This window comes from Saccharothrix sp. BKS2, from assembly GCF_047689505.1.
In the GTDB taxonomy this organism is placed as follows: domain Bacteria; phylum Actinomycetota; class Actinomycetes; order Mycobacteriales; family Pseudonocardiaceae; genus Actinosynnema; species Actinosynnema lopnurensis.
In genome coordinates this window covers 44,957-63,003 of sequence record NZ_JAUQOL010000019.1, presented here as the reverse complement: position 1 = coordinate 63,003, position 18,047 = coordinate 44,957, and the positions used below count along the sequence as shown (strand labels likewise).

Sequence of the window (18,047 nt, the reverse complement as noted above, 5' to 3'; positions counted from 1 at the left end):
GCGAGACCCCACCGAAAACCTGTTTGAGGAGAATTGTGACCAAGCGAATCCTGGTCGTGCTTTCCGAGTACGGTTATTGGGGTGAGGAACTGGTCGGCCCCGTCGAGGCGTTCGACGCCGCGGGCTACCGCACCACCTTCCTCACGCCGACCGGCAAGCGGCCCCAGGCCCTGCCGCCGAGCCTCGACCCCGAGTACCTCGACCCGCCCCTGGGCCGCTCGGTCACCACGCCGGACATGGCCCGCCGCGCCCGTGAGCTGGACGCCTCCCCCCGCCTGGACAACCCGCTGAGCCTGGCGGACCTCGTCCCCGAGCGGCCCTACTACAGCGCGGTCAACCACCTGCGCGAGGTGGAGGAGTACCACCGCCGGCTCGACGGCGCGGTGACCGACCTGGTCGGCAGCTTCGACGCCCTGGTGCTCGTCGGCGGTTCCGGCCCGATCGTCGACATGGCGAACAACGAGCGCCTGCACGAGCTGGTCATCGGTTTCGTGAACGCCGACAAGCCCATTCTCGCGGAGTGCTACGGCGTCGCGGTGCTCGCTTTCGCGCGTGACCTGGAGAACCGCCAGAGCATCATCCAGAACAAGCACGTGACCGGTCACCCGAAGGAGTACGACTACAAGGACGGCACCGGTTTCATGGGTGTCGAGTTCAACATGGGCCCGCCGCCGTACCCGCTGGAGTACATCCTGCGCGACGCGACCGGCCCCGTCGGCCGCTTCCACGGCAACGTCGGCAAGGAGACCTCGGTCATCGTCGACTACCCGTTCATCACCGCGCGCTCCACCCCCGACTCGGTGCCCGCCGGCGAGCTGCTCGTGCGGGTGCTGGAGCAGGGCCTGCGCCGGTTCGGCTGGTAGGAGGGGACCACCCATGAACGGCAGGCCGGGAAAGGTCGCCCTCTTCGAGCAGTTCGCGGCCGACGGCATCCAGTACATGTTCGGCAACCCGGGTACCGTCGAGCAGGGGTTCCTGGACGCGGGCGGCGAGTTCGACGTCGAGTACCTGCTGGCGCTGCACGAGGGCGTCGCGGTGGGCATGGCCGACGGCTACGCCCGCGCCGCGCAGCGACCGGCCCTGGTCCAGCTGCACAGCGGGGTCGGGCTGGGCAACGGCATCGGCATGCTCTACCAGGCCAAGCGGGGCGGTTCGCCGCTGGTCGTCGTGGTCGGCGAGGCGGGGGTCCGCTACGACGCCATGGACGGGCAGATGGCGGCCGACCTGGTCGCCATGGCCGAGCCGGTGACGAAGTACGCCACGCGGGTGCTGGACCCCTCGTCCACGCTGCGGGTGCTGCGGCGGGCGGTCAAGATCGCCATGACGCCGCCGCGCGGCCCGGTGCTGGTCGTCGTCCCGGCCGACGTGCTGGACGAGATCACCACCGAGCCGGTGTTCCCCACCCCGATCCCGAACACCCGGGTGGTCCCGGAAACCCCGCTGGTGGCGCGGGCCGCCACCACGCTGCTCGCCGGCGAGCGCCGGCTGGTGCTGATGGGCGACGGCGTCGCCACCAGCGGGGCCCAGCGCGAGCTGACCGCCGTGGCGGAGGCGCTGGACGCGCAGGTGTGGGGGGTGAACTCCTCGGAGTTCAACTTCGACGCCACGCACCGCCTGCACGGCGGCCAGCTCGGGCACATGTTCGGCGGGGACAGCGCCCGCGTGGTCGCCGGGGCGGACTCGGTGCTCATCGTCGGCACGTACGTGTTCCCCGAGGTGTTCCCCAGCCTGGAGAACCCGTTCAAGCCGGGCGCCCGGATCGTGCACGTCGACCTCGACGCCTACGAGATCGCCAAGAACCACCCGGTGGACGTGGGCATCGTGGCCGACCCGAAGCTCACCCTGGCCGCGCTGGCCAGGGAGCTGGTCCGGCAGGACCCGTCGGCCCGGTCCGCGCCGGAGCCCGCGCGGGGCCGCCCGGTGCACCCGGAGCCCCCGCTGACCGAGGACACGGTGCTGGACCGGTTCGTGCGGCGGCTGGCCCGCCGCGCGCCGGAGGACCTGGTGGTGTTCGACGAGGCGCTGACCGCGTCGGCGCCGTTGGCCCGGCACCTGCCGCCGCAGCGGCCGGGCGGGTTCTTCCAGACCCGCGGCGGCTCGCTGGGCGTGGGCATCCCGGGCGCGCTGGGCGTCAAGCTCGCCCAGCCGGACGCGCCGGTGGTGGCGTTCACCGGCGACGGCGGCTCGATGTACACGATCCAGGCGCTGTGGACCGCGGCCCGGTACGGCATCGGCGCGAAGTTCGTCATCTGCAACAACCGCCGCTACCACCTGCTCGACCTGAACATCGAGCAGTACTGGCGGGAGCTGGGGGTGTCGCCGCGCGCCCTCCCCGCCGCGTTCGACCTGTCCAGGCCGGACATCGGCTTCACCGGGCTGGCCGCGGCGCTGGGCGTGCCGGGGCAGCGGGTGGAGAGGCTGTACGAGGTGGACTCCGCCGTGGACGCGATGCTCGCCCACGACGGCCCCTACCTCGTCGACCTGGTCATCGACTGAGGGAGGGGGAACCATGACTGGGGGAACCGGTGACCGGATCACCGAGTCGGCGGTGCGCGGCCTGGTGCGGGACTGGTTCGCCGCACTCGACCGGCACGACGACGTCGAGGTGCTGCTGGACCTGCTGACCGAGGCGGGCCTGGTGATGCACCTGCCGCAGCGCACGGTGCGCGACCACGAGGACTTCCGGGCCTGGTACCGGGAGACCACCAGCACCTACTTCGACGAGGTGCACGACGTGCTCGACGTGAAGGTGGCGACGACCTCGCCGCTGCACGCCGAGGTGGCGCTGCGGGTGAACTGGCAGTCCCGGATGTGGGTGCCGCCGTCGCCCAGCAGCGCGTGGGTCGGCGTCACCGCGAAGGAGACGTGGTCGGTCGTGCTGCGGGACGGCCGCCCGAAGATCCGCACCTGCACCACCGGGGGTCTGACCCCCATGCCGGGATCCGCCGCCCCGCGCGCGACCGGGTTCGCGCCCGAGAGCGCCGCGGCGTAGCAGGCGTCGATCCCCGCCACCGGCGCGCGTCGCGGGGACGCGCGCCGGTGGCCCGCGCCCCGGCCCGGCGGGTCGACGAACCCGCCGGGCCGGGCCGCCCCAAGGCCAACCACCGAGCGAAGGCAAGGACAATGACCCAGACCACGGAAGTCCCCGGCACCACCGGCAGGCTCCAGGGCAGGCGCATCGGCATCCTCATGGAGAGCGACTACGTCGAGGAGGAGATCGCCTACTACCGGATGCGGTTCGCCGAGGAGGGCGCCCAGGTCGAGCTGCTGACCCGGCTGTGGGGCAGCGACTCGCTGACCTTCACCGGTCACGAGCAGCGCGCGCCCATCGAGGTGGGCGGCGACCTGGAGAAGCTGGACTACGACGAGCTGTCCCGGTTCTCCGCGCTGATCGTGCCCTCGGGCATGGTCGCGGACCGGCTGCGCTACACCGACAACGTCAGCCGGCCCGCGCCCGCGGTCGAGGTGATGCGGCGGGCGTTCCGGCTGCCGAACCTGATCAAGGCGTTCTCCTGCCACGGCCTGCTGCTGCTGTCGTCGGTGCCCGAGCTGGTCCGCGACCGGCCGGTGACCTGCCACAACAACCTGGTCGGCGACGTGCGCAACATGGGCGCGGTCTACACCGGCCGCGACGTGGTGGTGGACGGCGACCTGGTCACCTCGCGCACGGTCGAGCAGTGCAACCTGCTGGCCCGCACGGTGATCGAGATGCTGGTGGCGAGGGGCAACGGTGGGCGCTGAGATTGCCTACTCGTTCTCGGACACCACCGCCGGCCGCGTCGAGTCGTTCGCCGGCCGCGCCCTGCGGCTGCGCACGTTCGACGGCCGCGCGGTCGCGCTGGAGCTGACCGACACCACCTCCGCGCAGGTCGTGCGCAACCTCGGCGAGCCGTACCGGGACGCGGGCGGCCGGCTCGCCGAGCTGCTGCGGCCGGGCCGGCTGGTGTTCGCGCACGGCCCGGTCTACCCGGACCCGGGCGGGCTCCGCTACCAGGCCACCCAGCTGGTCCTGGTGGGCGACGAGGCCGAGGACCACGTGTTCGAGCGGCCCGGCTGGTGGGTCGAGCAGCTGCGCGAGCTGGCCCGGTTCTACCGGCGCGCCCAGTTCGGCGCGGGCGAGGTCGACTACGCCGACTACCGCACCGAGATCCGGCTGGGCGGCGACAAGAACGGCCGGCACGTCCAGGAGACCGACACGATCTCCCGCCTGGTCTACGGCATGGCCTCGGCGTACATGCTGACCGGCGACGAGGACTTCCTCACCGTCGCCGACCGCGGCTCGGCCTACCTGCGCGAGCACATGCGGTTCGTCGACACCGACCTGGGCGTCACCTACTGGTACCACGGCGTCGACGTGGACGGCGGCCGCGAGCGCAAGCTGTTCACCTCCGAGTTCGACGACGACTACCGCGCCATCCCCGCCTACGAGCAGATCTACGCGCTGGTCGGCCTGGTGCAGAACTACCGCGTCACCGGCGACCCGGCCACCAAGGCCGACATCGACGGCACGGTGCGGCTGTTCGAGCGGTTCTTCGCCGACCCGGCGCGGGGCGGCTACTGGTCGCACATCGACCCGGTGGACCTGAGCCCGCACTCGCCGGCGCTGGGGCGCAACCGGGCCCGCAAGAACTGGAACTCGGTCGGCGACCACGCCCCCGCGTACCTGTTCAACCTGTACCTGGCCACCGGCGACCCGCGGCACCTGGACGCGTTGGAGCACACCTTCGACATGGTCGTGGCGCACTTCCCCGACCGCGGCACGCCGTTCGTCCAGGAGCGCTTCCACGGCGACTGGACGCCGGACCGCGAGTGGGGCTGGCAGCAGGACCGGGCGGTGGTCGGGCACAACCTCAAGATCGCCTGGAACCTGACCCGGATGAACGCCGCGCGCGCCAAGTACGACTACGCGCGCGTGGCCGAGCAGCTGGCGCGCTCCATGCCGGACGTGGGCCGCGACGGGCAGCGCGGCGGCTGGTACGACCTGGTGCAGCGGCAGCCGCCGCACGACTTCGTGTGGCACGACCGCAAGGCGTGGTGGCAGCAGGAGCAGGCGATCCTGGCCTACCTGGTGCTCGCCGGGCACCGGCGCTCGGACGAGTTCCTGGCGCACGGCCGGGAGGCGGCGGCGTTCTACAACGCGTTCTTCCTCGACCACGACGAGGGCGGCGTGTACTTCAACGTGCTCAACAACGGCATCCCGTACCTGGTGGGCACCGAGCGGCTCAAGGGCAGCCACTCCATGTCGATGTACCACGCGGCGGAGCTGTGCTACCTGGCCACCGTCTACACCGGACTGCTGGTGCGCGGCGAGCCGCTGGACCTGTGGTTCAAGCCGCGCCCGGACGCGGACTTCCCGGACCGGCTGCTGCGGGTGGCGCCGGACCTGCTGCCGGCGGGCCGGGTGCGGCTCGACGGCGTGCTGGTCGACGGCGAGCCGTACCGGGACTTCGACCCCGAGGCGATGGCGGTGCGGCTGCCCGACAGCGCCTCGGCGGTGACCGTCCAGGCGCGGCTCGTGCCGGTGGAGGGGGCATGACCGCCGTGGACCGGGCGCCGGGGGCGCGGAGGTGGGTCGACGGGTTCCGGGTGGCGCCCGCCCCGCCGCTGCCGCTGGGGTCGACCGCCACGCCGGACGGCATCGCGTTCGCGGTGGCCTCCGGCTCGGCGCGGCGCGTGTCGCTGGTGCTGCTGGACCCCGAGCGCGGCGACGAGGTGGCCGAGCTGCCGTTCCCGGAGGACTACCGGGTCGGCGACGTGTGGGCGATGACCGTGGTCGGCCTCGACCCGGACCTGGTGCACTACGCCTACCGCGTGGACGGCCGGGACGACCTGCTGCTGGACCCGCGCGCCCGGCGGCTGCCCGGCGGCGAGACGTGGGGCCGGCGGCCCCGCTACCGGTCGGCCGTGGCGCGGCCGGACGACTTCGACTGGGGCGACGACCGGGCGCCGCGCCTGCCGGTCGAGGACCTGGTGGTCTACGAGCTGAACGTGCGCGGCTACACCCGGCACGAGTCCTCGGGGGTGGCCGCGCCCGGCACGTTCGCGGGCCTGCGGGAGAAGGTGCCGCACCTGCGGGAGCTGGGCGTGAACTGCGTCGAGCTGATGCCGGTGTTCGAGTTCGACGAGACCGACGTGCCCGGCGCGCCCGAGCGGCTCAACACCTGGGGCTACCACCCGGTGGGGTTCTTCGCGCCCAAGGCGTCCTACGGCTCGCCGCGCGAGTTCAAGGAGCTGGTGCGCGACCTGCACGCGGCGGGCATCGAGGTGGTGCTCGACGTGGTGTTCAACCACACCGGCGAGGGCGACCACCGCGGGCCGACGCAGTCGTTCCGGGGCCTGGACAACGCGGTGTACTACCTGCTGACCCCGGACGGCGACTACTACAACTTCAGCGGCACCGGGAACACGCTCAACTGCAACCACCCCGTGGTGCGCGAGCTGGTCGTGGACAGCCTGCGGCACTGGGCGCTGGAGTACCGGGTGGACGGCTTCCGGTTCGACCTGGCCTCCATCCTGTCCCGGGGCCGCGACGGCGGGCCGCTGCCCGACCCGCCGCTGCTGGAGGCGCTGGCGCTGGACCCGGTGCTGGCCGACCGCAAGCTGATCGCCGAGGCGTGGGACGCGGGCGGGCTCTACCAGGTCGGCTCGTTCCCCGCCTACGGCCGCTGGATGGAGTGGAACGGGCGCTACCGCGACGCGCTGCGCCGGTTCCTGGTCGCGGCGCCGGGCGGCGCGGGCGAGCTGGCGGGCGGGCTGATCGGCTCGCCCGACCTGTACGCCGGGCGCGGCACCGGCGCCTCGGTGAACTTCGTGACCTGCCACGACGGGTTCACGCTGGCCGACCTGGTGTCCTACGACCACAAGCACAACGAGGCCAACGGCGAGGACAACCGGGACGGCCACGACGCCAACGAGAGCTGGAACTGCGGCGTCGAGGGACCCACGGACGACCCGGGGGTGCTGGCGCTGCGGCAGCGGCAGGCGCGCAACGCGCTGGCGCTGCTGATGGTGAGCAACGGCGTGCCGATGCTGCTGGCCGGCGACGAGTTCGGCCGCACCCAGCGGGGCAACAACAACGCCTACTGCCAGGACAACGACATCACCTGGGTGGACTGGGGGCTGGCCGAGCGCAACCGGGACCTGGTCGGGTTCGTGCGCTCGCTGACCGCGCTGCGCGCCCGGCACCCCGTGCTGCGGCGGGCGGTGCACCCCGGCGGCGAGCCGGTGCCCGGGTGGCGGTACCCGGCGGTGAGCTGGCACGGCGCGCGGCCGTTCGAACCCGACTGGTCGGCGGACTCGCGGCTGGTGGCCGTGCTGCTGCACGAGGAGGGCGTGGACTCGGTGTTCGTGGTGGCCAACACGGACCTGGCCGCGACCGGGGTGGAGCTGCCGGAGGCGCCGGAGGGCACGGCGTGGCACGTGGCCGTGGACACCGCCACCGGCAGGTCCGGCGCGGGCGGGCGGCGCGGGTCGCTCGTGGTGGCCGGCAAGTCCGTGGTCGTGCTGGAGGCGCTGCCCGTGCCGGGGGAGGACGGGCCGGGGGAGGACGGGCCAGGGGAGGACGGGCCAGGGGAGGACGGGCCCGAGGCCGGGTCCGAAGAGGACGGTTCTGCACAGCACAGCGAGGGAGGACAGCGGTGAGCTTCGAGGCGTACCTGGGGTTCAACGGCCGCACCGGCACCGTCTACCTGACCGGTGAGCTGGACGCGGGCACCGCGCCGGTGTTCCGGTCGCTGGTGGAGCAGGCGGCGCGGCGGCCGCTGGACCGGCTGGTGCTGGACCTGACCGGCCTGGCGGCGATGTCCTCGGCGGGCGTGCGCTCGCTGGCGTTCGCGCAGCAGCAGCTGCCGCCCTCGGCGTCGATCATCGTCGTGGGCGCGAGCGCCGGGGTGGTGGAGGTCATCCGGCTGGCGGGTTTCGACCAGGCGGTCACCATCGCCGAACGCGTCGCCTGAACGAAATGGCCTGACGGCCGCGGGGAAATCATTCACGAAGGCGCGGGCGCGCCGGCGAACCACCACCCGGGTATATCGGTTGAACGTCAACTGTTTACCAACACGTGGTTATGTCGGCGCGCCCCGCCGCGCGAATCCGCGGCGCGACCCGAACGCCGCCGGGGCGGATTCCACGCCCGGGGCGCTCACGCGCCCCTTCAGGTTGAACGGTCAACTATATAACGCTGCGTGCCGACGGTGGTGACCGGTTTCCACCCGGATGTACGAAGTGTTCATCCGCCGACTGGCCCTGTCGTCCTGCTACTCAGGGTGATCAACATCGTTCGACGGGATACGCCCCGGAGCCGGCTTTTTCCTGTTGGCGTGGATGTCGATAGGCGGCCCGCAGTGCCCTCACAATGCTCTCCTCACAGAGGGTGAGCACCACTGGGGCGCTGTATAAGTATTCTGCGATAGCGCTTGCGTTTCGGACCTCACGAGATCGTCCCGGCTTGGCCGCAAGTAGCTTGCCGCACGCGTTCCCCATATGGAGTATCGATTGAGTACGACATGTGACAGTTTCGGGGGTCTACGGTGGTCGAGGACAGTCTTCGCACTGCTCTTTCGCTTGCCAAGAATGATGAGGTGACACACTTCGCGCAGGACAAGTTCAGCTCCCTTCCGCGCTCTGACCAGCGCAGATGGGCTGAGGTCTATCTCAGGGGGCTGCTGCTTGGGCGTGGCCGGAAGTCTGTCCGCAGAATTGCTGAGGAGGTGCTCGAGTTACCTGTTTCGCAATCGCTCCAACAGTTCATAAACCAAAGCCCGTGGGACTGGCGGGAAGTGCGCTCCAGAATAGCGGGAGAAGTTGAGGAGCTGCTGTCCCCGAGGGCGTGGGTGATCGCCGACACGACCATTCCGAAAAGGGGGGAGCACTCGGTCGGCGTGGAACGCAGGTTCGTGCCGAGCGAGGGTCGTGCGATCAACTGCCAGCTGGGCACCGGGTTGTTCCTGGCCGGGGAGGCGGCGAGCATCCCGGTGAACTGGCGGATCCAGCTGACCAGGCGGTGGATCGACGACGAACGCCGCCGCAACCGCGCGTACATCCCCGACTCGGTCGAGGCGCTGCCGGAGTGGCGGTACGCGCTGGACCTGGTCGAGGAGGTGGGCGAGTGGGGCGTCCCCCGCGCGCCCGTGGTCGGCGACCTGCGGCACACCGCGGGCGCGCACCGGCTGATGGCGAGGCTCGCCGAACTGGGGGCCGACTTCGTCTTCGAGGTGCCGGACTCGTTCGAGGTGGTGCCGGGACCGCACCTCGCGGCCGTCCGCAGCGGCTTCGGCCCGCAGCGGGGGCCCAACCTGGTCCGGGCGCGGGACTGCCTGCGGGGCGCGGACATCAAGCACCGGCAGGTCGTCACCTGGGCGCCGGGCGTGGACGGCAAGCACCGGGCCACGCAGGCGGTGTCGGTGCCGGTGCGGCTGCCGGTCGACCCCGGGCGGCGCGGCGGGCCCGCGCTCCAACTGGTCGGCACCTCGCGGCAGGGAGGCCGCGTGAAGCTGTGGCTGACCAACCGCACCGACCTCCGCGCGGCGGAGGTCATCTCACTGGGGGCACTCGTCGATCGCACCGCGTGCGACCTGCTGGACCTGCGGGCGCACTACGGGCTGCTGGACTTCGAAGGCCGGTCGTACCGGGGTTGGCACCACCACATGACGCTCGTCTCGGCGGCTTACACGTTCGCCAAGCGCAGCGCGGTGCCGGGCCGGCGGGAACGGCAGCTGTCCTGATCGGCGCACATGCCTCAACGGCGAGGCATGTGCGTCGCGCGCGGGAGGGCGCACCGGGCGTGCCGGAGTTCCGCGGGGAACGGGACGCGTCCGGGCTGAACCCGCGTGACCTGCTCGAACGGTCCGGCGGATGGGGCCGGGAGGCCGTCACGGCGCTCGCCGTGCCGGAGAGGAGGCGGCACGGCGACCGCCCCGCCCACCCGGGGCCCGCGACCGCCCGCCACCCGGGCGCCTCCCGCGTCCGCCCCGCCACCCGGGGCGGCCGCGGGCCCCGGATCAGCCGCGCGCCTCCCGCGTCCGCCACAGCACCACCACGAAGTACGGCGTGCCGAGCAGCGCGATCACCAGCCCGGCGGGCACCTGCGCGGGCGCGACGACCGTGCGCCCGACCGTGTCGGCCAGGCTCACCAGCACCGCGCCGAGGACGGCCGCCACCGGGATCACCCGCTGGTGCCGGCCGCCGACCAGGGACCGGGCCAGGTGCGGCGCGACCAGGCCCACGAACGCCACCACGCCGATGGCGGAGACGGCCGTCGCCGCCAGCACGCCCGCGCCCGTCAGCACGGCCAGGCGCGACCGCTCCACCCGCATCCCCAGCACCCGCGGGGTGTCCTCGTCCAGGCTGTGCAGGTCCAGCTCGCGGTGCCGCGCCCACAGCAGCGGCGTCAGCAGCGCCAGCGCCAGCGCGGTCGGCACGACCTGCTCCAGCGTCCGCCCGTAGGTGGAGCCGGACATCCACGTCAGCGCCTTCGCCGTGTTCCACGGGTCCGAGGTCACGATCAGCAGCGTGATCAGCGCCGTGCCGCCCGACCACGTCGCGATGCCGATGACCACCAGCCGGTCCGGGTCCAGCCCCGACCGCCACGCCAGCCCGTAGACCAGGGCGAACACCACCACGGCCCCACCCCCGGCGGCCCCGGCGATCGCCCACGCGCCCGCGGCGGGCACCACCGTGATCAGCGTGATCGCGCCCAGCCCCGCGCCGGCGGTGATGCCCAGCAGGCCGGGCTCGGCCAGCGGGTTGCGGCTGACCGCCTGGATGCCGCAGCCGGCCACGGCCAGCGCCGCGCCCGCGGTCAGCGCCGCCAGCACCCGCGGCAGCCGCTGGTCCAGCACGAACGTCAGCGCGGTCCCGGTCCGCCCGGACACCCAGTTCGCCAGGTCGCCCAGCAGCACCACCCGGTCGCCCAGCATCAGGCCCGCCACCGGCGCGGCCACCACCAGCGCCGCGAGCACCGCGCCGACGGCCACCAGCCGCCCCCGCGAGCCGGCCTGCCCGACCCGCCCGGCGGGCGCCTGCCGCGGCGTGCCGCTCGACCGGCTCCGCCGCGCCAGCCACACCAGCACGACCGCGCCGAGGACCGTGGTCATCACCCCCGTCGGCACCCGCACCGCCGCCGCCGAGCCCATCACCGCCCGCAGCAGCACGTCCGCGCCGAGCACGATCAGCACGCCGACCAGGCCGGACACCGGCAGCAGCAGGCGGTGCCGGCCCAGCCCCGGTACGCGGGGCGCGAGCAGCCGCGTGATCACCGGCGCGCTCAGCCCGACGAAGCCCACGGGCCCGGCCACGTTCACCGCGGCGGCGGTCAGCGCCACGGTCAGCAGCACCGCGCCGACCCGCGTCCGCCGCACCTTGAGGCCCAGCACGGTCGCGTTGTCGTCGCCCAGGGCGAGGACGTCGAGCGACCGGCCCATGCAGAACAGCGCCACCACCGCGACCAGCACCACCGGCGCCATCTGCCCGGTGGTCCGCAGGTCCCCGACGGACAGCGACCCGCTGCCCCAGGCGAACAGCCCGGTCGTCTCCTGCTCGAACAGGAGCAGCAGCAGCATCGTCAGCGACTGGAGCGCCAGCGCCACCGCCGACCCCACCAGCACCAGCCGCGGGCTGGTCGACCCGCCGGCGGACAGGCCCAGCACCACCACCGCCGCGGCCAGCCCGCCCGCGAACGCCGTCGCGCCCGTGAGCAGCACGGGCAGCCCCAGGCCGAACGCCGCGACGACCACCACGGCCAGGTGCGCGCCCGCGTTGACGGCGAGCGTGTCCGGGGACGCCAGCGGGTTGCGGGCCACCGACTGCATCCCCGCGCCCGCGACGCCGAGGGCGAAGCCGAGCAGCAGGGCGGTGAGCAGGCGGGGCACGCGCGAGCCCTCCAGCACCGCGAGGGTCTGCGCGTCCCCGCGGCCCACCAGGGCGGCCAGCACGTCGAGCACGCCGGTGTCGGCGGTGCCCTGGGTGAGGTGGACGGCGGAGAGCGCGGCGACGACCGCCACGATCCCCGCCGTCACGGCGGCGGCGCGGAACATCAGGCGGTGACGGCCTTCACGAACTGCTCGGCGACGCGCACGACCGACTTGGGGCCGCCGAAGGTCCACGTGCCCGGCTCCAGCTTGACGACCCGGCCGGAGGCCACGAACGGCAGCCGCTGCCACACCGGGTTCTGCGCGAGGCCGGTGGTGAACACGTCGTCCTCGGACGCGCTGTAGAACAGCACGGTCCTCGGGTCGGTGATCGCGGTCATGCCCTCGACGTCGGTGGCGCCCAGGCCCCACTGCGCGTCGACCTCGCCGGTCCAGGCGTTGACCAGGCCGAGCGCCTCGGCGGTGTCGGAGACCAGCGAGCCCTTGCCGAACGGGCGGATGTTGACGGTGCTGCCCTCCACCCAGCCGTCGGCCATGACGAACGGCGTGCCCGCCGCGCCCCCGTCCGCGACGGCCTTCCTCCCGTCGGCCAGGGCCTGGTCCATCTCGTCCAGCAGGGTGTCGGCCTCGATGTCCTTGCCGATCACCGCGGCGATGACGCCCAGTTCCTCGCGCAGGCGGTCGAAGTTGCGGCTCGCGTCGGTGGACTTCGTGACCACGACCGGGACGTACTCCTCCAGCCTGCCCGCGAGCGTGGCGTCCCGGCCCTCGGCCATGATCACCACGTCCGGGTCGAGCGCGACGATCGAGTCGACGCTGGGCTCGGCGCGCGTGCCGACGTCCGCGACGCCCTCGTCCAGCGGGGCCGCCCTGTTCCAGGCCCGGTAGCCGGCGGCGTCGGCCACGCCCACGGGCATGACGCCCAGCGAGGCGACCATCTCGGCCTCGGCCCACTCCAGCGCCACCACCCGCTGGGCGGGCGCGTCGAGCCTGACCTCCTTGCCGCGCGCGTCGGTCGCGGTGACCGGCCCGCCGGCGCTGTCCGCGCTGGTGGGGGTGGTCGTCGGGGCCTCGGTGGTGCCGCAGGCGGACAGCAGCACGGCCGCCGCGACGAGGGCAGGGGTCGACCAGCGCATGGTTCGCACCTCTCCTGGCTTGTTCGGGGTTGTTCGGGTCAGCTGACGGTGCGGGGCGCGTGCCTGCCCAGGGGGCGGCAGTGGATCGCGCCGGTCACCGGGTCGTCCGCGACGTGGACGGTGACGCCGTAGGCGCGGGAGAGGTGGTCGCCGGTCAGCACGTCCCGCACCGCGCCCGCGGCGACCACCCGGCCCTCGGACAGCAGGACCACCTCGTCGGCGACGACCGCGGCGTGGTCGAGGTCGTGCAGCACCACGCCGACCGCCACGCCCTGGTCGGAGAGGTCGCGGACCACGTCCAGGACCTCGACCTGGTAGCGCAGGTCGAGGTGGTTGGTGGGCTCGTCGAGCAGCAGCACGGAGGTCTGCTGGGCCAGGCAGGACGCGAGCCACACGCGTTGCAGCTCGCCGCCGGACAGCTCGTCGACGCCCCGGTCGGCCATCGGCGTGACGCCGGTGAGCTCCATGGCGCGGGCGACGGCGGCGCCGCCCTCCAGGTCGACCCCGCGCCACCCCGCGCGGTACGGGTGGCGGCCGTAGGAGACGACGTCGCGGACCGAGACGCCCGACGGGGTGGGCCGCTGCTGGGTCAGCAGGGTGACGTTGCGGGCGAACTCCTTGCCTGACAGGGCGGACCGGCCCCAGACGGCGCGCCCGCCCACGGCGACCCGTCCCCCGCGCGGCCGGTGCAGGCGGGCCAGCGAGCGCAGGACGGTCGACTTGCCGGAGCCGTTCGGGCCGACCAGCGCGGTCACCGCGCCGGCGCGCAGGCTCAGCGAGACGCCCTCCACGACGGTGCGGTCGTGGTGCGCCAGGACCAGGTCCTCACCGGCGAGCAGCGCGTCTCCTCTGGACATGAGGGGAGCCTAACCTAAGCCGTAAGACCCCCTCTTCGGGCGGAACTCACCGCACTTCCGGGGCGTTCCGCGCAACACGGAGCGCACGTCGCCCCGGTCGGGGGACGCCCCGACCGGTCGGCCCTCACCGGCTGAAGTGCCGCCGCGTGTCCGCCGCCAGCGCGGCGCACACCTGCGCCGTCCGCTCCGCCCAGAACCGCCGCCCCGCGAACCGCTCCGCGGGCTCCCAGGCGAACGTCCAGGTGAACCGGCACCCGCCCGCCGCCGGCTCCACCAGGTGGTCCTGCCCGAACCGCCGGAACAGCGGCAGGTTCGCCGACTCCGCCCGGAACGACTGCCGCCGCCCCTCCTCCCAGCGGAAAGCGCTCTCGCGCAGCCGCAGCACCCCCAGCGCGGTCGCCCGGCGCGTCGTGCCCACCCCGAACGGGCGAGGCGAGGCGTACTCCGCCGTCGCCAGCCGGCACCACCACAGCGGGTTCGAGGCGGTCAGCCCGCGCCACACCCGTTCGGGCGACACCGGCAGGTCCAGCGCGTAGCTGCGGCGCTGCGGCGCCGCGGTGAAGAACTCCTCGTCAACCGGTTCCAGGCGCGGCATCCCCCCAGTGTGCGGCCTGTCCTCCCGGAGCACCGGGCACGCGGAGTGCGGACACCGCCAGCAGCACCGCGTTGGGCCCGCCGGGGGACACCCGCGCTCGAACGTGTGGATCAACCCCCGGGGGTCTTGGCCGGGGCGCCCCCGCACTGGTTGCGTACCGGGGTACGCCACACCGACGCGAGAGGCGCGTGCCGAATGCAGCCGTTCCAGTTGCCGGAGTTCTACCTGCCCCACCCGGCGCGGCTGAACCCCAACCTCGACCGCGCGCGCGCCCACACGAAGGCGTGGGCCTACGGGATGGACATGGTCGACGTGCCCCAGCACGGCACCGTGATCTGGACCGAGCACGACCTCGACTCGCACGACTACGCCCTGCTCTGCGCCTACACCCACCCCGACGCCACCGCGGACGACCTGGACCTGGTCACCGACTGGTACGTCTGGGTCTTCTACTTCGACGACCACTTCCTGGAGCTCTACAAGCGCAACCCCGACCTCGCCGGCGCGAAGGCGTACCTGGACCGGTTGCCGCTGTTCATGCCGGTCGACGGGCCGATCACCGAGGAGCCGACCAACCCGGTCGAGAAGGGCCTCAAGGACCTCTGGGAGCGCACCGTCCCGGCCCACTCGGCCGACTGGCGCCGCCGGTTCGCCGAGAACACCGAGCACCTGCTCGACGAGTCGATGTGGGAGCTGCTCAACATCTCCGAGGGCCGGCTGGCCAACCCGGTCGAGTACGTCGAGATGCGCCGCAAGGTCGGCGGCGCGCCGTGGTCGGCGAACCTGGTCGAGCACGTCACCGGCATGGAGGTACCCGCCCGGATCGCGCTGAGCCGCCCGCTGGGCGTGCTGCGCGACACCTTCGCCGACGCCGTCCACCTGCGCAACGACCTGTTCTCCTACGAGCGCGAGGTGCTCGACGAGGGCGAGCTCAGCAACGGCGTGCTGGTGCTGGAGAAGTTCCTCGACCTGCCCACCCAGGAGGCCGCCGAGGCGGTCAACGACCTGCTCACCTCCCGCCTGCACCAGTTCGAGCACACCGCGTTCACCGAGGTGCCGCCGCTGCTGGACGAGCACGGCGTGGACCCGGAGGGCCGGCTCGCCGTGCTGGCGTACGTGAAGGGCCTCCAGGACTGGCAGTCCGGCGGCCACGAGTGGCACGCCCGCTCCAGCCGCTACATGAACGAGGGCGCGGTCACCACCCCGGTGCTGGGCGGGCCCACCGGCCTGGGCACCGGGGGACTGCGCTCGTTCCTGGCCACCGCGCCGCAGCGGGCCCGCGCCTTCGGCCACGTGCCGTTCGAGCAGGTGCCGCCGTTCGCGTGGCCCGAGATGCACATGCCCTACCCGCTCGCGTTGAGCCCGCACTGGAAGGACGCGCTGGACCACAACGTCGAGTGGTGCGGGGCCATGGGCATCTACGACGACGTGCCGGGCATCTGGACCCCGGAGAAGGTCCGGGGCTACGACTACGCGCTGTGCTCGGCGGGCATCGACCCGGACGGCACGCTCGACCAGATCACCCTGTCCTCCGACTGGCTGGCCTGGGGCACCTACGGCGACGACTACTACCCGTACGTGTACGGCCGCTCGCCGGACCTGGCCGCCGCGAAGGTCGCCACCGAGCGCCTCAAGCAGTTCATGCCGGTGGAGGGGGAGTCCCCGATCACGCCGGCCAACCCGCTGGAGCGCGGGCTGGCCGACCTGTGGCGCCGCACCGCCGACCCGATGCCGGTCGGGTACCGCGAGGACTTCCGGCACGCCGTGGCCAAGATGATCGACGCCTGGCTGTGGGAGCTGCACAACCAGCGGCTCAACCGCATCCCGGACCCGATCGACTACGTGGAGATGCGCCGCCGCACGTTCGGCTCGGACCTGACCAAGAGCCTGGCCAAGTTCGGCCACGGCAACACCGTGCCGCCGGAGGTCTACCGGACGCGGGTCGTGCAGAACATGGAGAACGCCGCCTCCGACTACGCCTGGATGATCAACGACCTGGTCTCCTACCGCAAGGAGGTCCAGTACGAGGGGGAGCTGCACAACCTCGTGCTCGTCGTGCGCAACTTCCTCGACGTGGGCTTCAAGCGCGCCTACCAGGTGGTGCACGACCTCCAGACCGCGCGGATGGAGCAGTTCCAGCACATCGTGGACATCGAGCTGCCCGCCCTGTTCGAGGACCTCGACCTCGACCGGCCGGCGCGCGACACGCTGCTGAAGTACGCGGCCGAGCTCCAGGACTGGATGGCGGCCATCGTCGAGTGGCACTTCAAGACCTACCGCTACGGCGACGCGGCCCTGGAGGAGCACAACCGCCCGCGGGAACCCGTCGTGATCCGGTCACCCCTCGGCCCGACCGGACTCGGCACCTCGTCCACGCGCCTGGTGATGAACAACAAATGAACCGGGAGTAACGAAGAAAACAAGAAAGAACTGTTCCTGTTCGGGGCGGCCGGCGGAATTCCTCCCGGGTCGGCCACCCGTAGTCGAAATACTTCCCGCCACTGCCACCGCCACCGCCACGCCGGTCCCCCGCGCGAGTCGTACGCCCAGACCCCGCGTGTCGTACGCCCAGGACCCCCGAGTTGCACGTTCAGGACCCCCGAGTTGCACGTTCAGCAAGCCGAACCGGGTCACGAACGTTGAACTCTGGGGTCCTGAACGTACGACACGGTCGGTCTGAAGGTACGACTCGCGCGACCTGGACGTACGACTCGCGCGACCTGGACGTACGACTCGCGGGTGCTGGAGGTACGACTCGCGTGGGTCAGGGGAGGATCCTGGTGGCGGCCACCGGGCGGTCGGTGGTGGGGTAGGCGCCGGTGGACGAGGTGTTCACGCTCCACCGGTAGCGGGTGAAGGCGCCGGTGGTGTCCGAGGCGTAGAACATCATGTGCCCGAAGCCCGCGCCGTCGGTGGCGGCGCCGGCGTGGAAGATCCGGCTGTCCGGGAACCGGGCGTAGTTGCCCACTCCGTACCGGCCGTGCGGCTCGGCCGTGCAGTCGACCACCTCGACCGCGTACTGCGTCTCGCCGGGGAAGTTCAGCGACGCCACCGGGGCCCTGTACACGCCCTTCACCGACCGCACCATCACGATGTGCCCGGTGTTGGTGTCCTGGTCGTTGCGGTAGTCGACGGCGATCAGGTCGCCCGGCCGCAGGTCCGCCACCGCGTCCACGCGCTCGAAGTGCGGCACGGACCGCTCGGCGAACGCCAACCGGTAGTCGCGGGCGAACGGGCTGGCCGTGCCGAAGTGGGTGCGGAAGAACCGGGACGTCGCCCACGGGTAGGTCCGCCGGAGCACGGCCGTCTGGAACGACGCGCACTGGCTCCGGTTGACCCACCCCGAGGCGTCGCCGGGCGAGCCCCAGCGGACCACGTTCGGCTGGTCGGGTTCCTTGTAGGCGTTGTTGCCCAGCGGGCACGTCGGCAGCGACAGGTGGCCGACCAGCAGTTCGGCTTCGAGCAGGTGCGGTGTGGACGTCCGGTGTGGACGCGGTCCCGGGCTCCCGGGGCGCGCCGCGACGGCGGTTCTCCCGGACTGCGGTCTCCAGGACAGGACCATCGTGCGACTCCCCTCCGGTGCGGGCCCGCA

The 18,047-nt window shown here is 72.7% G+C and carries 14 protein-coding genes; 9 read left to right on the top strand and 5 right to left on the bottom strand.

Translation table 11 applies throughout. The features are described 5' to 3' along the window. The first annotated feature begins 35 nt into the window (after positions 1–35). From Q5530_RS32855 to Q5530_RS32820, 8 genes are all read left to right on the top strand, one after another. Positions 36–863 (top strand): type 1 glutamine amidotransferase domain-containing protein, encoded by an 828-nt coding sequence (locus tag Q5530_RS32855; RefSeq protein ID WP_415366692.1) that lies wholly within the window; start codon positions 36–38, stop codon positions 861–863. A gap of 13 nt (positions 864–876) precedes the next feature. Beyond that, entirely contained in the window at positions 877–2,496 is a 1,620-nt protein-coding gene (locus Q5530_RS32850; protein WP_415366691.1) for a thiamine pyrophosphate-binding protein, read from the top strand. Positions 2,497–2,509: 13 nt separating this feature from the next. After that, a complete protein-coding gene (locus Q5530_RS32845; RefSeq protein ID WP_380639373.1) occupies positions 2,510–2,992 on the top strand; it encodes a hypothetical protein in 483 nt (160 codons plus the stop codon). A 131-nt stretch (positions 2,993–3,123) separates the two neighbouring features. Beyond that, positions 3,124–3,741, top strand: coding sequence for a DJ-1/PfpI family protein (locus Q5530_RS32840; protein WP_415366690.1), 618 nt, complete (start codon positions 3,124–3,126; stop codon positions 3,739–3,741). Beyond that, positions 3,731–5,536: an AGE family epimerase/isomerase gene (locus Q5530_RS32835; RefSeq protein ID WP_415366689.1), complete on the top strand. Its 1,806-nt coding sequence runs from the start codon at positions 3,731–3,733 to the stop codon at positions 5,534–5,536. The genes Q5530_RS32840 and Q5530_RS32835 overlap by 11 nt, the downstream gene beginning before the upstream one ends. Continuing rightward, positions 5,533–7,641, top strand: coding sequence for a glycogen debranching protein (locus Q5530_RS32830; RefSeq protein WP_415366688.1), 2,109 nt, complete (start codon positions 5,533–5,535; stop codon positions 7,639–7,641). The genes Q5530_RS32835 and Q5530_RS32830 overlap by 4 nt, the downstream gene beginning before the upstream one ends. Continuing rightward, a complete protein-coding gene (locus Q5530_RS32825; protein WP_415366687.1) occupies positions 7,638–7,955 on the top strand; it encodes an STAS domain-containing protein in 318 nt (105 codons plus the stop codon). Before Q5530_RS32830 ends, Q5530_RS32825 begins: the two co-directional genes overlap by 4 nt. Before the next feature lie 573 nt (positions 7,956–8,528). Continuing rightward, entirely contained in the window at positions 8,529–9,722 is a 1,194-nt protein-coding gene (locus Q5530_RS32820; protein ID WP_415366686.1) for an IS701 family transposase, read from the top strand. 276 nt (positions 9,723–9,998) lie between these two features. Here the strand turns inward: Q5530_RS32820 and Q5530_RS32815 are convergent, their stop codons facing one another. From Q5530_RS32815 to Q5530_RS32800, 4 genes are all read right to left on the bottom strand, one after another. Continuing rightward, on the bottom strand, positions 9,999–12,032 hold the full coding sequence (locus Q5530_RS32815; RefSeq protein ID WP_415366685.1) for an iron ABC transporter permease: 2,034 nt from the start codon (positions 12,030–12,032) through the stop codon (positions 9,999–10,001). Further along, positions 12,032–13,003, bottom strand: coding sequence for an ABC transporter substrate-binding protein (locus tag Q5530_RS32810; RefSeq protein ID WP_415366684.1), 972 nt, complete (start codon positions 13,001–13,003; stop codon positions 12,032–12,034). Before Q5530_RS32810 ends, Q5530_RS32815 begins: the two co-directional genes overlap by 1 nt. A gap of 38 nt (positions 13,004–13,041) precedes the next feature. After that, a complete protein-coding gene (locus tag Q5530_RS32805; RefSeq protein WP_415366683.1) occupies positions 13,042–13,860 on the bottom strand; it encodes an ABC transporter ATP-binding protein in 819 nt (272 codons plus the stop codon). A 124-nt stretch (positions 13,861–13,984) separates the two neighbouring features. Beyond that, the gene (locus Q5530_RS32800; protein ID WP_415366682.1) at positions 13,985–14,455 is read right to left on the bottom strand and encodes an SRPBCC family protein; all 471 of its coding nucleotides are present in this window, start codon (positions 14,453–14,455) and stop codon (positions 13,985–13,987) included. A gap of 195 nt (positions 14,456–14,650) precedes the next feature. Here Q5530_RS32800 and Q5530_RS32795 point away from each other — a divergent pair, with 195 nt between their 5' ends. Continuing rightward, positions 14,651–16,855: a terpene synthase family protein gene (locus tag Q5530_RS32795; RefSeq protein ID WP_415366681.1), complete on the top strand. Its 2,205-nt coding sequence runs from the start codon at positions 14,651–14,653 to the stop codon at positions 16,853–16,855. 364 nt (positions 16,856–17,219) lie between these two features. On the opposite strand, the gene Q5530_RS32790 is transcribed toward Q5530_RS32795, so the two are convergent. Then, positions 17,220–18,017 carry a hypothetical protein gene (locus Q5530_RS32790; protein ID WP_415366680.1) on the bottom strand — a complete coding sequence of 266 codons (798 nt, stop codon included), beginning with the start codon at positions 18,015–18,017 and terminating at the stop codon, positions 17,220–17,222. Positions 18,018–18,047: the final 30 nt, after the last annotated feature.